The following is a 13643-nucleotide window of genomic DNA, read 5'->3' on the forward strand; positions in this document are numbered from 1 at the left end:
GTGGGCGGTCGCCGGTCGGCGTGACCGGTATCGCGGAGGCGTCGTGGCCTCGTCATGCGTCGACGGCTTTCCCCACCTGCTTGTCGCAGCCACGTTAAAACCCTGTCGTCGGCGTCAAGGCAACGTGCGCCCGGTCACGACTGTGTCTCGCGGTCGTCATGCGCGAACCCCCGGGGTGGCCCCCGTCGCGGGCCACGGCTCACCTCGGCCCAGATCGGTGACGACGACCGTGACCAGGTGACAGCCGTCTCGGCGAATCACGATCGCGCGGAGCACCCGGGGTTAAGCGTGCGTTTCTGGATTGTTACCGGCCACAACAAACTTTACCTACAGGGGGTCTGGCGTTCCAGGCCAACGGCAGAATACGTTGCCGCAAACAACATTCAAAGGAACGGTGAGCCGAGACCCGGAGCGCCGTACCCGTGAATTCGGCATGCCGCACTCCCAGACCCCCCACCTTTTCGAAGAAAGGACCCGTGCATCATGCGCAAGGGGATCCTCAGCCTGACCGCCGCCGCCGCGGTAATGACCCTCGGCCTCACCGCCTGCGGGGGCGATGGTGACACCACCGCTGCCCCGAGTGGCGCAGCATCCTCCGGAAGCGCGTCCGCTCCCGCCGCCGCCGGCAAGGTCGGCGTCATCCTGCCGGACAGCAAGTCCTCCGCCCGCTGGGAGACCGCGGACCGCAAGTACCTGGAGGAGGCCTTCAAGGCCGCGGGCGTCGCCTACGACATCCAGAACGCGCAGGGTGACAAGACCCAGTTCCAGACCATCGCCGACCAGATGATCACCAATGGCGCCACGGTCCTGATGATCGTCAACCTGGACAGCGGCACCGGCAAGGCCGTACTCGACAAGGCCAAGGCCCAGGGTGTGGCCACCATCGACTACGACCGCCTGACCCTGAACGGCGGCGCCTCCTACTACGTCAGCTTCGACAACACCAAGGTCGGCACCCTTCAGGGTGAGGGCCTGGTCAAGTGCCTGACCGACAAGAAGATCGAAAAGCCGATCGTGGCCGAGCTCAACGGCTCGCCCACCGACAACAACGCCACGCTGTTCAAGAACGGCTACGACGGCGTGCTCACGCCCAAGTACGACGCCAAGGAGTACGTCAAGGGCCCGGACCAGTCGGTTCCGGACTGGGACAACGCGCAGGCGGGCACGATCTTCGAGCAGATGCTCACCGAGCAGCCGAAGATCGCCGGCGTTCTCGCCGCCAACGACGGCCTGGGCAACGCCGCCATCGCGGTGCTGAAGAAGAACAGCCTCAACGGCAAGGTCCCGGTCACCGGCCAGGACGCCACCGTGCAGGGTCTGCAGAACATCCTCGCCGGCGACCAGTGCATGACGGTCTACAAGGCGATCAAGAAGGAGGCCGACGCGGCGTCCGCGCTCGCCATCGGCCTGGCCAAGGGTGAGAAGCCCACGGCGCCCGCGACGGTCAAGGACACCGAGAGCGGCGCCGACGTGCCCGCCGTCCTCCTCGACCCGCAGGCCATCTTCTTCGACAACGTGAAGGACGTCGTCGCGGACGGCTACGTGACCAAGGACGAGCTGTGCACCGGCGAGTTCGCCGCCAAGTGCACCGAGGCCGGAATCCAGTAACGCGCTGAGGGGGGTACGGCCGGTGACCTTCACGCCGGCCGTACCCCCTCGGCCCGGGTGCGGCGGCGGTGCCCCCAGGGACGAGGAAATGCGCGTGACGAGCACTTCCGAGCGACGAGGGAAGGCACACGCCTCAGACGCCCGGGCCTCGCTACGGGAAATGAACACAGGGAGCACCTAATGACCCCCGTACTGGAACTTCGTGGGATCGACAAGAGTTTCGGTCCCGTACAGGTCCTGCACGACGTCGACTTCTCCGTCCATCTCGGAGAGGTGACCGCGCTGGTCGGAGACAACGGCGCAGGCAAGTCCACCCTCGTCAAGTGCGTCGGCGGGATCTACCCGATCGACTCCGGCGAATACCTGTTCGACGGCAAGCCCGTCCAGGTTCACAGCCCACGCGACGCCGGCGCCCTGGGCATCGAGATCGTCTACCAGGACCTCGCGCTCTGCGACAACCTCGACATCGTCCAGAACATGTTCCTCGGCCGCGAGCAGAAGCGCGGCCTCGTCCTCGACGAGGACACCATGGAGGAGATGGCGGCCAGAACGCTGGAGAGCCTGTCGGTCAGGACGGTCAAGTCCATCCGCCAGCTCGTCGCCAGCCTCTCCGGCGGACAGCGGCAGACCGTGGCCATCGCCAAGGCCGTGCTCTGGAACGGCAAGGTCGTCATCCTCGACGAGCCGACCGCCGCGCTCGGCGTCGCGCAGACGGCCCAGGTGCTGGAGCTGGTCCGCCGCCTCGCCGACCAGGGACTGGCCGTCGTCCTGATCTCGCACAACATGAACGACGTGTTCGCCGTGTCCGACCGGATCGCCACCCTCTACCTCGGCCGGATGGCGGCCCAGGTGAAGACCTCGGACGTCACCCACGCGCAGGTCGTCGAACTGATCACCTCTGGCCGCAGCGGGGACCTCGGCCTCACCAACGGAGTCACCGTATGACCGCCACGATTTCCCCGAAGCGTGCGCACGAGGCGCCCTCGATCAGGACCAACGTCCGCGGTTACGCGGAGCGGGTCCGCGGCGGCGACATGGGCGCGCTACCCGCCGTGTTCGGCATCGTCGTGCTCTGCACGATCTTCGCCGTCCTGCGGCCCTCCTTCCTGACCACCGGCAACTTCGCGAACCTGTTCACCCAGGGCGCCGCGGTCACCGTGATCGCCATGGGCCTGGTCTTCGTGCTGCTCCTCGGCGAGATCGACCTGTCGGCGGGCTTCGCCAGCGGCGTCTGCGCCGCGGTGCTCGCGATCATGCTCAGCAGCCAGGGACTGCCCTGGTACGTGGCGGTGGGCGCGGCCATTCTCACCGGCGTGGTGATCGGCACCACCCTCGGCGCCATCGTCGCGAAACTCGGCATCCCGTCCTTCGTGGTGACGCTCGCCGCCTTCCTGGCCTTCCAGGGACTCGTCCTGCTGCTGGTCCAGGGCGGCACCATCATCGCCATCCGCGACGAGACGATCCTCGCCATCGCCAACAAGAACCTCCCGCCCGTGCTGGGCTGGATCCTGCTGGCCGCCTGCGTCGCCGCCTACGCGGGACTCCAGCTGCTGCGCGCCCGCAAGCGCGCCGCCCGGGGCCTGACCTCCGACCCGATCTCGCTGATCGCGGTCCGGGTGGGCTCCCTCACGCTGCTCGGCGGGCTCGCGGTCTACTTCCTCAACCTGGAGCGCAGCCGCAACCCCGCGGTCGTCTCGCTCGCGGGCGTGCCGATCGTGGTGCCCATCATCGTGGTGCTGCTGCTGGTCCTGACGTTCGTGCTGCGCCGTACCGCGTTCGGACGCCACCTCTACGCGGTCGGCGGCAACGCCGAGGCCGCGCGCCGGGCGGGCATCAACGTCGACCGGATGAAGATCAGCGCCTTCGTGATCTGCTCCTCGATGGCCGCCGTCGGCGGCATCATGGCAGCCTCCCGGGCCAGCTCCGTCGACCCCAACACCGGCGGCAGCAACGTGCTGCTCTACGCGGTCGGCGCCGCCGTCATCGGCGGCACGAGCCTGTTCGGCGGCAAGGGCCGGGTGCTGGACGCCGTCCTCGGCGGCGCCGTGGTCGCGATCATCGAGAACGGCATGGGCCTGATGGGCTACAGCGCCGGCATCAAGTTCATGGTCACCGGCTCGGTCCTGCTGCTGGCCGCCATGGTGGACGCGCTGTCCCGCAAGCGGGCGGCCGCCACTGGTCTAAGGTGATCAGCGACCTCGATCCACCGAAGGAATCCCACGCGATGCGGGCAGGCCCCTCTCAAGAGGAGATCCGGCGCCACAATCTTGGTGCTCTGCTCCGTCACGTCCATCTTGGCGGGCCGACCTCGCGCGCGGAACTCACCAGCCGGATGGGGCTCAACCGCAGTACGATCATGGCCCTCACGGCGGACCTGACCGCCGCGGGCCTGGTCAGGGAGGAACTCCCCAGGGAGACGGGCAGGGCCGGACGTCCGTCCCTGGTGGTGCGCCCGGAGTCGGCGAGGGTCTACGTGTTCGCCCTGGACGTGGGTGTCGACCGCCTGGTCGCCGCCCGCGTCGGCCTGGGCGGCACGATCCTGGACCGGCGGGAGACGGTACGGCGGCGCGGCGCCTTCTCCCTGGAGGAGATCGTCGGGCCGCTGGCCTCCTTCGCGCGGCAGATGCACCGCAAGACCCGGCCCGACACGGTGTGTGTCGGGGTGGCGGCCGCCTTCTCCGGAGGGGTGGCCCGCGGCGACGGCGTCGTCAGGTTCGGGCCGAACATGGGGGCGGTGGACGTGCCGTTCGCCGACGAGATGGCCCGGAGGCTGGCGTTCGGCCTGCCGGTCATGGTCGGCAACGACGCCAACCTCGCCGCTCTCGCCGAGCACACCCGCGGGGTCGGCGTCGGCTGCCGCGATCTCGTCTACCTCCACGGCGACGTCGGCATCGGCGGCGGAGTGATCGTCAACGGCCAGCTCCTCGGCGGCTACGGGGGATTCGGCGGCGAGGTCGGGCACATGGTCGTCAACCCCAAGGGCCGCTCCTGCGGGTGCGGCTCGCTCGGCTGCCTGGAGGCCGAGGTGGGGGAGCGGGCCCTGCTCGAATCCGCCGGCCTCTTCGGCTCCGGCGTCGGCAGGGACGCCGTCCGCGCCGTGGTCGACGCCGCCGACCGCGGCGACATCGGCGCCCAGGCCGCTCTGAGCCGCGTCGGCGACTGGCTCGGCCTGGGCGTCGCCAACCTGGTCAACATCTTCAACCCCGAGATGGTCGTGTTCGGGGGCATGCTCCGGGAGATCTATCTCGGCTCCGCGGCGCAGGTCCGCAGCCGCCTCGCCGTCGACGCCCTCCCCACCTGCCGCGACACCCTCCGCCTGCGCACCTCGGCCCTCGGCGACGACGCCACCCTCGTAGGCGCCGCCGAACTGGCCTTCGCCCAGGTTCTCGCCGACCCCATCGAGGTCCTCGCCCGCGCCGGCTCCTGAGCCTCCCCCGTACGGCTCCCGCCGGCCGCCCCCGTCCTTTCGCGCGGTCGTTCCCCCGCGCGGGCCCGCCGCCGACCGGCGGCACCCCGCGTCTCCGGGGCGCCGCCGGTCGGCACGCGTTACCTGACCAGGCCGGAGACCAGGTTGCGCAGCTCGATGTGCCCGGCCTTGAGCTCGGCCACATCACCCTCGACCCGCTTCATCGAAACCTCAAGATTCCCGACGGAGCGCTTGACCGTGCCGAGCTCCTCTCGGAGTTCGGCGTGGCCCGCCCGCATCTCGGCCCGGAGCTCGTTCGTGGTCGTACGGAGCTCGTTCGTGGTGGCCCGGAGCTCGTGCGTGGTCGTGCGGAGGTCGTTGAGGATGATCATGATCGCCGCCGTCGTGGCCCGATGCTCCCTGGACTCCTCGCGGAGCAGAACGATCTCGCCCTCCACGATCTTTACCCGCGTTTCCATGTTCGCGTCCAACGCCATCTCTCCTCGCAGTCGAACAGTAGGGGGAACCAGACCTGGCGGTCGATGACACGTGGAGGGCGCTCAGGTGGTGGCACCAGACTACGCACGGTCAATGGGACTTCGCCATTCGTGATCGAGCCCGGGGGTGTCGGCCGCGGCCCGGTCCGGGGTGGCGGGAATTCCATCGGGTGGAAAGGAACCGTTCCCCGGGCGGAAGCGATTGTACGGGTGACGGCCGGGCGATCCCGGATGAGAGCGCGGAGAGGGGCGTGGGAGTCAGCTGACGCTGCGCGCGGAGGCGAGCCCGGTGTTGCAGGAGGCGGGGGAGCCTGAGCTGAAGCCGCGTTCCATCCAGTAGGCCTGGCTGCGGCCCTTGCCGTGGTCGTTGCGCGGCCAGGTCTTGTCGCCGTTGGCGGCGATCCACTGGATCATGGAGTTCCAGTGCTGCCGCGTGACCGGCAGGTCGGCGGCGACCCCGCGGAGGAAGGCGGCGGCCAGGCAGTCGGCCTGGAGTTCGAGGCGCCGGGAGAGGGCGAGTTTGGCGGACGGCTTGGCCTTCCAGGCGCTCTGGCCGTAGTAGGGCAGGATGCCGGCGAGCTGCTGCACGTGGTGAGCGTACTCATGCGCCATGAACTGGGCGTGGTTGGGGCCGTACGCGTCCTTCAGCGTCTTACGGGTCACGCCGATGTACATGGTGCGGTTGGCGGAGCAGTAATAGCCGCCCGCCCCGGTGGGCCAGCGGCCGCAGGGGCTGCTCACCCGGGAGGTCACGAAGCGGAGTCTCGGCTGGGAGAAGGGAAGTTTGGCCTTCCTGAACTGGGTCTTCCAGGTCTGGTTCAGGCACCGGTTCACGCGGGTCATGAAGGCCCGGTAGGAGGCCGCGTCCCCCGCGCGGATCTGTCCTGCCCGGCAGCCGGTCCTGGGCAGCGCGCCGACGCGGTAGAGAGGGCTCGCGGTCGCGGCGGCGCGACCGCGCGGCGCCGCCCGTTCCCCGGCGAGAGGAGCCTTGGCGGGGGGAGGGGCTTTGGCGACGGAGGTCGTTCTGGCGATGGGGGAGCCCGCCTCGGAGGCGGGCGGGACACCGGAGGAGACGAGGGAGGGACCGGCGATGACGATGACTCCCGCGCCCGCCACCAGGAAGATTAGGGAGGCGACGAGCAGTGACGATGGTCGCCTGGGGGGGAAGGTGTCCATTGTGAGGAAAAGGCTAGGGCAAGTGTGGACAAAGTGCGCAGGATCTCGCCTCTTGGAGGCAGTGCCCTCCGCGCGAACTACACTCGTTTCGACGGTGACCTGGACAGAGGAGATGATTCCGTGAGCGAGCGGACCGGGCAGCCTGGAAGTCTTCTGGAGTCGGTCAAGGGACCACGAGATCTGAAACTCCTGTCCACCGACGAGTTGCCACAGCTCGCTGTGGAGATCCGGGACCTGCTGATCAGCTCCACAGCCCGAATCGGCGGCCATCTGGGGCCCAATCTCGGAGTGGTCGAGCTGACGATCGCGCTCCACAGGGTCTTCGACTCGCCGAACGACCGCATCCTGTGGGACACCGGCCATCAGGCCTACGTCCACAAGATGCTCACGGGCCGCGCCGGGCAGTTCGACACGCTCCGCCAGGAGGGCGGGCTGTCGGGCTACCCGAGCCAGTCCGAGTCCGAGCACGACATCATCGAGAACTCCCACGCCTCCACCGCGCTGTCGTACGCCGACGGCCTGGCCAAGGCGTACAAGCTGCGCCGCGAGGCCGATCGCACGGTGGTCGCGGTGATCGGCGACGGGGCTCTCACCGGTGGCATGGCCTGGGAGGCGCTCAACAACATCGCGGCGCACAAGGATCTGCCGCTGATCATCGTGGTCAACGACAACGGCCGCTCCTACTCGCCGACCATCGGCGGGCTGGCGTCGCACCTCGCCTCGCTGCGCGCCACCGAGCGCTACGAGAACATGCTCGACTTCGTCAAGGGCAACCTGACCAGGGTCCCGGTGGTCGGCCCTCCGGTCTACGACGCCCTGCACGGGGTGAAGAAGGGCATCAAGGACGTCCTGGCCCCGCAGGTCATGTTCGAGGACCTCGGCCTGAAATACATCGGGCTGGTCGACGGCCACGATGAGCAGGCCGTGGAGACCGCGCTGCGCAAGGCCCGCGGGTTCCGCCGCCCGGTCATCGTGCACGTGCTCACCAAGAAGGGCTTCGGCTACTCGCCCGCCGAGAACCACGACGAGGACTGCTTCCACTCGCCGGGGGTCTTCGACCCGCTGACCGGCGAGGAGAAGCCCAAGCCGCACGGCTGGACCAACGTCTTCAGCCAGGAGATCGTACGGCTGGGCGCCGAGCGGCAGGACATCGTGGCGATCACCGCGGCGATGCTCGGGCCGACCGGCCTGATCCCGTTCTCCCAGGCCTACCCCGACCGCCTCTACGACGTCGGCATCGCCGAGCAGCACGCGCTGACCAGCGCCGCCGGTCTGGCGCTCGGCGGCCTCCACCCGGTGGTCGCCCTCTACGCCACCTTCCTCAACCGGGCCTTCGACCAGCTCCTGATGGACGTCGCCCTGCACAGGCTGCCGGTCACGGTCGTGCTCGACCGCGCGGGCGTCACCGGCGACGACGGCGCCAGCCACAACGGCATGTGGGACCTGTCGATCCTGCAGGTCGTCCCCGGCCTGTCCGTCGCGGTCCCGCGCGACGAGCCGCGCCTGCGCGAGCTGCTGGCCGAGGCCGTGAGGGTCGACGACGGCCCCACCGTCGTCCGCTATCCCAAGGGGCCGGTGGGCGCCGAGATCGAGGCGGTCGGCCGGCTCGGTGAGATGGACGTGCTGCGCGAGGGCGATCCCGACGTGCTGATCGTGTCCGTCGGTCCGATGGCCGAACTGTGCCTGGAGGCCGCAGCCCTGCTCGACGCCCAGGGGATCTCGGCCACCGTGGTCGACCCGCGCTGGGTCAAGCCGCTGGACGAGGCGCTGGTGCCGGCCGCCCGCGCGTACAAGCTGGTCGTGGTGGTCGAGGACAACGGCAGGGTGGGCGGTGTCGGCGACGCGGTCGCCCGGTCGCTGCGCGACGCCGACGTGGACGTGCCGGTCCGCACCTACGGCATCCCGCAGCGTTTCCTGGAGCATGCCAAGCGGGCGAAGATCCTCAGCGAGATCGGCCTGACCTCGCAGGACATCGCCCGGGAGATCACCGAAGCGGTCGCGAAGAGGTCTCCGGAATTCGAGAACCAACCGGCTCGCTGATCTCCGCCCTCCTGTTCGCACGGGCCCGCAGGCCGATCACGACGAGCCCCGCGATCACCACGGCGACGCATCCGGCGACCGGCACCATCAGGTGCTCGTTGTGCCGGACGAACTCGCCGGCGGCGGAGCCGAGCGCCAGGTAGGCGCTCACCCAGACCGCGCTGCCGGCCAGGGCCCAGCGGATGAAGCGGTGGTAGGGCATGCCGAGGGTCCCGGCGAGGACCGGGGTCAGCGAGTTGACCACGGGCAGGAAACAGGCGGCGGCCAGCGCGGGGCCGCTGCCTGTGCCCGTGGCCAGTCGTTCGGCGCGGGCCCACCGGTGTTCGCCGATCCACCGTCCGGCCCTGTTGTGGCGGACGCGCGAGCCGTACCGCCGGCCGATCAGCCAGCCGCCGGTGGCGCCGAGGTAGCACCCGATCACCCCGCCGGCCGCCGCGATCGCGACCTCGAGGGGGCCGGTCAGCGCGGTTCCCGCCACGGCGGTCGCCGCCTCTCCGGGGAGCACGGCTCCGATCAGCGGCGAACCGTCCAGCGCCAGCACCGCCAGCAGCACGGCGCCGACCAGATATGGGTCCAACTGTCCGAGAGTTTCCATGAGCATGGATCAAGGGTGTCGTCCGGGGCTCAGGGAGGACATCCGGATTTTCCCTCGAAGAACCCCGAGTTTGCCGTTCGTCGATTGATCTGGCGGGCATGACCTGATTCATGGAAGTTGTCGACTCCGGACGGTCAAGGTGAGCGGCATGGATGCTTTACGCGTCAAGTCGGTGGAGCAGTCGGTCCAGGACACCGAGGCTCCCGAACACCGGCTGCGCAAGGATCTCAGCGCGCTCGACCTGACCGTCTTCGGCATCGGCGTCATCGTGGGAACCGGCATCTTCGTGCTCACCGGCCGGGCCGCCAGGGAGACGGCCGGACCGGCGGTCGCCCTGTCGTTCGTGGCCGCGGGAATCGTCTGCGCGCTGGCCGCGCTCTGCTACGCCGAGTTCGCCTCCACGGTGCCGGTGGCGGGGTCGGCCTACACCTTCGCCTTCGCCACGCTCGGCGAGTTCCCCGCCTGGATCATCGGCTGGGACCTGATGCTGGAGATGATGCTCGGCGCCGCGGTCGTCGCGGTCGGCTGGTCGGGATACCTGAACTCGCTGCTGGAGTCCCTGGGGATTCCCCTGCCCGATGCGATAGCCGGGGAGAGCCCGGTGTTCAACCTGCCCGCCGCGCTGATCGTGCTCATCCTCACCGCGGTCCTGGTCATCGGGATCAAGCTGTCGTCCCGGGTCAACCTGATCATCGTCTCGATCAAGCTGGCGGTGATCGCCCTGGTCGTCCTGGTGGGGTTGTTCTACGTCAACCGGGACAACTACACCCCGTTCATCCCGCCTTCCAAGGCGACCCCCGCGGTGGAGGGCCTGTCGGCGCCGCTGATCCAGGTGCTGTTCGGGGTCACTCCCGTCGCCTTCGGCGTCCTGGGCATCTTCAGCGCCGCGGCGGTCGTGTTCTTCGCCTACATCGGGTTCGACGTGGTGGCCACCGCGGCGGAGGAGACCCGCAACCCCCGGCGCGACCTGCCGATCGGCATCATCGCCTCGCTGGTCATCTGCACGATCCTCTACGTCGCGGTCTCCATGGTGGTCGTCGGCATGCAGCCCTACCAGCAGCTCAGCGAGGCCGCGCCGCTGGCGGACGCGTTCAAGGCGGTCGGCCTGACCTGGGCGGCGTCCCTGATCAGCATCGGCGCCCTGGCCGGGCTGACCACGGTCGTGATGATCCTCATGCTGGGCATGTCGCGGGTGATGTTCGCGATGAGCCGGGACAACCTGCTGCCGGGCCGGCTGGCCAGGGTTCATCCGACGTACCGCACGCCGTACCTGATCACCATCATCATGGGCGTCGTGGTCGCGCTGCTGGCGGGGATGCTGCCGCTGGCCACGATCGCCGAGCTCGTCAACATCGGCACGCTCTTCGCGTTCGTGATCGTCTCGATCGCCGTGCTCATCCTTCGCCGCACCCGCCCCGACCTGCCGCGCTCCTTCCGCACCCCGCTGGTGCCCCTGGTGCCCATCCTGTCGGTGCTGGCCTGTCTCTACCTGATGCTCAACCTGCCGGTGGAGACCTGGGTCAGGTTCGTCGTGTGGATGCTCATCGGGGTCGTGGTCTACATCGGGTACGGCTACCGCCACAGCAGGCTGTCGGAGCACTCCCCGAAGGGCTAGGGGGCCAGGGGGGCGCCGGTGGGGCTCCGGCGGTCGTGGCGGCGCCGCCCGGCCGCGGCGCCCCGCGATCAAGAGATGACGCTGTTGGCGAAGACGACGACCGCGCCGAACGTGGCGCCGCCGTACATGAGTGAGGACGGCCACGACTTCCCCTCGGTGCGCTTCAGCGCCACCGCGGTGGCCGAGACACTGATTCCGAGACCGAAGATGACAGCGGCCCGTGTGGTGAGCAGCATCTGGAGACTCCTTGCGTTCGGTGACCTCTCATTTCCAGCGGCAGCCGGGCGACCGGTTCCCGTCATCAGCTATGTAACCGCTCATATGTTCGAATATTCGAGAGCCGCGCGCTGTGTGGTGATCTTTTGCTCTGGCCTGGACAACGATGGGAATCACGGCCGAGCCGGGGGATTCGACGGAACGTGTCCGGGTGGGTACCCGGTCGTGCGCCGATCGGGGGATTCGCCCGCCCCTGACGGGTGACTCATAACGCCTTATATCGTGAGTTGCAATATCGGCACGGGCAGGGGGACGGCATGACGCGGGGGCCGGGGCAGAGCGACGCCCAGGGCATCCCGACACGGCCGGGAGCGCGTCCGACGAGCGAGGCCCCGGGCCGGGAAGCGCGTGTCTCCCGACCCGGCGGGAGCCTCCCCGCCGCGGCGTGTTCGACGGAGCGCCAAGACCCGTGACGACAGTCCGCCGTACGACAGGAGCAAGCCATGCGGGAGTTCACCTACGTCAGCCAGGCCGCGCGGGTCCTGTTCGGGGCCGGGACGCTGGCGCGGCTGCGTGAGGAGCTCGAGCGGCTGAGCTGCTCGCGAGCGGTGGTCCTGACCACCGCGGGCCAGGCGGACCTGGCCGCCCGCGCACGGGAGCTGCTCGGGCCGCTGGCCGCCGGAGCGTTCACCGGCGCCGCGATGCACACCCCGACCGCCGTCACTGAGCAGGCCCTCGCCCTCGTGCGCGAGCTGGGCGCGGACTGCGTCGTGGCGATCGGCGGCGGCTCGACGACCGGCCTGTCCAAGGCCCTGGCGGTACGCACCGGCCTGCCGCAGATCGTCGTCCCCACCACCTACGCCGGCTCCGAGGTCACCCCCGTGCTCGGCGAGACCGACAACGGGGTCAAGACCACGCGGTCCTCCCCGGCGATCCTGCCCGAGACCGTCGTCTACGACGTGGACCTCACCCTGGGTCTGCCGGTGCCGCTCTCGGTGACCAGCGGTGTCAACGCCATGGCCCACGCCGTCGAGGCGCTGTACGCGCCGCAGGCCGATCCGGTGACCGACGAGCTGGCGCTGCGCTCGATCGCGCTGATGTCCGCCGCCCTCCCCCGGATCGCCGAGGATCCCGCCGACCTCGAATCACGGGCCGACGCCCTGCAGGCCGCCTGGCTGGCGGGCACCTGCCTGGGCACCGTCGGCATGGGCCTGCACCACAAGCTGTGCCACACCCTCGGCGGTTCGTTCGGCCTGCCGCACGCCGAAACCCACACGGTCGTCCTGCCGCACGCCATGGCCTACAACGCGAGGGCGGTGCCGGACGTCATGCGGCGGATCGCCGAGGTCCTCGGCGCGGCCGACGCGCCGGCCGCCGTGTACGACCTGGTATCGGCCCTGCACGGGCCCGTCTCGCTGGGCGGGCTCGGCCTGCGCGAGGAGGATCTGGCCAAGGCGGCCGAGCTCGCGGGCGGCGCCTCGTACCCCAACCCCCGGGAGGTCACCGCCGACGGCGTCGCCGCCCTGCTCCGCGACGCCTGGGAGGGGCGCAGGCCCGCCTCCGAGAGCCGTGCGCTCCCGACCACCGCGCTGCGCACGCTCACCGACCAGGTGGTGGCGAGCTTCGACGGCGCCCCCGATCCGCGAGTGCGGCGGTTGCTCGCCGACCTGGTCCGCCGGCTGCACGGTTTCGTGGCGGACAACGACCTCACCGAGGACGAGTGGCGGTACGCCATCGGATTCCTCACCCGAACCGGTCAGCTGTCCAGCGACACCCGGCAGGAGTTCATCCTGCTCTCCGACACGCTCGGCGTCTCCAGCGCCGTCGACCTGCTCACCAACTCCCGCACGGCCGAGAGCACGCCCTCCGCCGTGCTCGGCCCGTTCTACGTCGAGGGCCCGCCGCCGTTGCCAGGCGGGGCGGACATCTCCCAGGGCCTGGCGGGCACGCCGCTGTGGACCTCGGTACGGATCACCGGCACGGACGGCACCGCGCTGCCGGACGCGGTGGTGGACGTCTGGCAGTCCAACGACGACGGCTTCTACGACGTCCAGCTCCCCGACCTCGACGGCCCCGCCCTGCGGGCACGGTTCCGCTCGGACGCCGAGGGGCGGGTGGAGTTCTGGTCGATCCTGCCGTCGGCGTATCCCATCCCGGGCGACGGCCCCGTGGGGCAGATGCTGGACGCCGCCGGCAGGCACCACTACCGGGCGCCGCACCTGCACTTCATGATCAGCGCTCCGGGCCGGCAGCGCCTGATCACCCAGTTGTTCGTCGCCGGCGGCGCCTACCAGGACTCCGACACGGTCTTCGGGGTCAAGGACGCGTTGATCGTCGACTTCCCCGAGCGTGGGGGCCCCACGCCCGACGGCCGTGCGCTGGACGGCCCGTGGCACTCCCTCGACTACACCTTCCGTCTCGCCCCCGAGACCCCGCGCTGACGGGCGCGCTCCCCGCCCTTCCGCGTCTCCTGGCGGGCGGGGATTCGCC

Annotated in this window: 11 protein-coding genes; 7 read left to right on the top strand and 4 right to left on the bottom strand. The window is 69.9% G+C overall.

All coding sequences use genetic code 11. The features are described 5' to 3' along the window. Window positions 1-483: 483 nt before the first annotated feature. From J2853_RS01965 to J2853_RS01980, 4 genes are all read left to right on the top strand, one after another. On the top strand, window positions 484-1608 hold the full coding sequence (locus J2853_RS01965) for a sugar ABC transporter substrate-binding protein (RefSeq protein WP_307554302.1): 1125 nt from the start codon (window positions 484-486) through the stop codon (window positions 1606-1608). 180 nt (window positions 1609-1788) lie between these two features. After that, the gene (locus J2853_RS01970) at window positions 1789-2553 is read left to right on the top strand and encodes an ATP-binding cassette domain-containing protein (RefSeq protein ID WP_307554304.1); all 765 of its coding nucleotides are present in this window, start codon (window positions 1789-1791) and stop codon (window positions 2551-2553) included. Next, a complete protein-coding gene (locus tag J2853_RS01975) occupies window positions 2550-3797 on the top strand; it encodes a sugar ABC transporter permease (RefSeq protein WP_307554306.1) in 1248 nt (415 codons plus the stop codon). Before J2853_RS01970 ends, J2853_RS01975 begins: the two co-directional genes overlap by 4 nt. 35 nt (window positions 3798-3832) lie before the next feature. Continuing rightward, window positions 3833-5035, top strand: coding sequence for an ROK family transcriptional regulator (locus J2853_RS01980; protein ID WP_307554308.1), 1203 nt, complete (start codon window positions 3833-3835; stop codon window positions 5033-5035). Window positions 5036-5154: 119 nt separating this feature from the next. Here J2853_RS01980 and J2853_RS01985 read toward each other — a convergent pair whose 3' ends face one another. After that, window positions 5155-5493, bottom strand: coding sequence for a hypothetical protein (locus J2853_RS01985; protein WP_307554310.1), 339 nt, complete (start codon window positions 5491-5493; stop codon window positions 5155-5157). 276 nt (window positions 5494-5769) lie between these two features. Next, a complete protein-coding gene (locus tag J2853_RS01990; protein ID WP_307554312.1) occupies window positions 5770-6687 on the bottom strand; it encodes a neutral zinc metallopeptidase in 918 nt (305 codons plus the stop codon). A 120-nt stretch (window positions 6688-6807) separates the two neighbouring features. On the opposite strand from J2853_RS01990, the gene dxs reads away from it, so the two are divergent. Further along, on the top strand, window positions 6808-8727 hold the full coding sequence (dxs, locus tag J2853_RS01995; protein WP_307554314.1) for a 1-deoxy-D-xylulose-5-phosphate synthase: 1920 nt from the start codon (window positions 6808-6810) through the stop codon (window positions 8725-8727). Here dxs and J2853_RS02000 read toward each other — a convergent pair. Next, a complete protein-coding gene (locus tag J2853_RS02000) occupies window positions 8672-9328 on the bottom strand; it encodes a DedA family protein (RefSeq protein WP_307554317.1) in 657 nt (218 codons plus the stop codon). The two genes, dxs and J2853_RS02000, sit on opposite strands and share 56 nt — an antisense overlap. Before the next feature lie 142 nt (window positions 9329-9470). Here J2853_RS02000 and J2853_RS02005 point away from each other — a divergent pair, with 142 nt between their 5' ends. Continuing rightward, window positions 9471-10937 (top strand): amino acid permease, encoded by a 1467-nt coding sequence (locus J2853_RS02005; RefSeq protein ID WP_307554319.1) that lies wholly within the window; start codon window positions 9471-9473, stop codon window positions 10935-10937. A 68-nt stretch (window positions 10938-11005) separates the two neighbouring features. Here J2853_RS02005 and J2853_RS02010 read toward each other — a convergent pair whose 3' ends face one another. Next, the gene (locus J2853_RS02010; protein WP_162641950.1) at window positions 11006-11173 is read right to left on the bottom strand and encodes a hypothetical protein; all 168 of its coding nucleotides are present in this window, start codon (window positions 11171-11173) and stop codon (window positions 11006-11008) included. A 483-nt stretch (window positions 11174-11656) separates the two neighbouring features. Between J2853_RS02010 and J2853_RS02015 the strand changes: the two genes are divergently transcribed. After that, window positions 11657-13594: a maleylacetate reductase and hydroxyquinol 1,2-dioxygenase domain-containing protein gene (locus tag J2853_RS02015; RefSeq protein WP_307554322.1), complete on the top strand. Its 1938-nt coding sequence runs from the start codon at window positions 11657-11659 to the stop codon at window positions 13592-13594. Window positions 13595-13643 lie beyond the last annotated feature (49 nt).

Origin of the sequence: Streptosporangium lutulentum (assembly GCF_030811455.1) — a bacterium.
GTDB classification, from domain to species: Bacteria; Actinomycetota; Actinomycetes; order Streptosporangiales; family Streptosporangiaceae; genus Streptosporangium; species Streptosporangium lutulentum.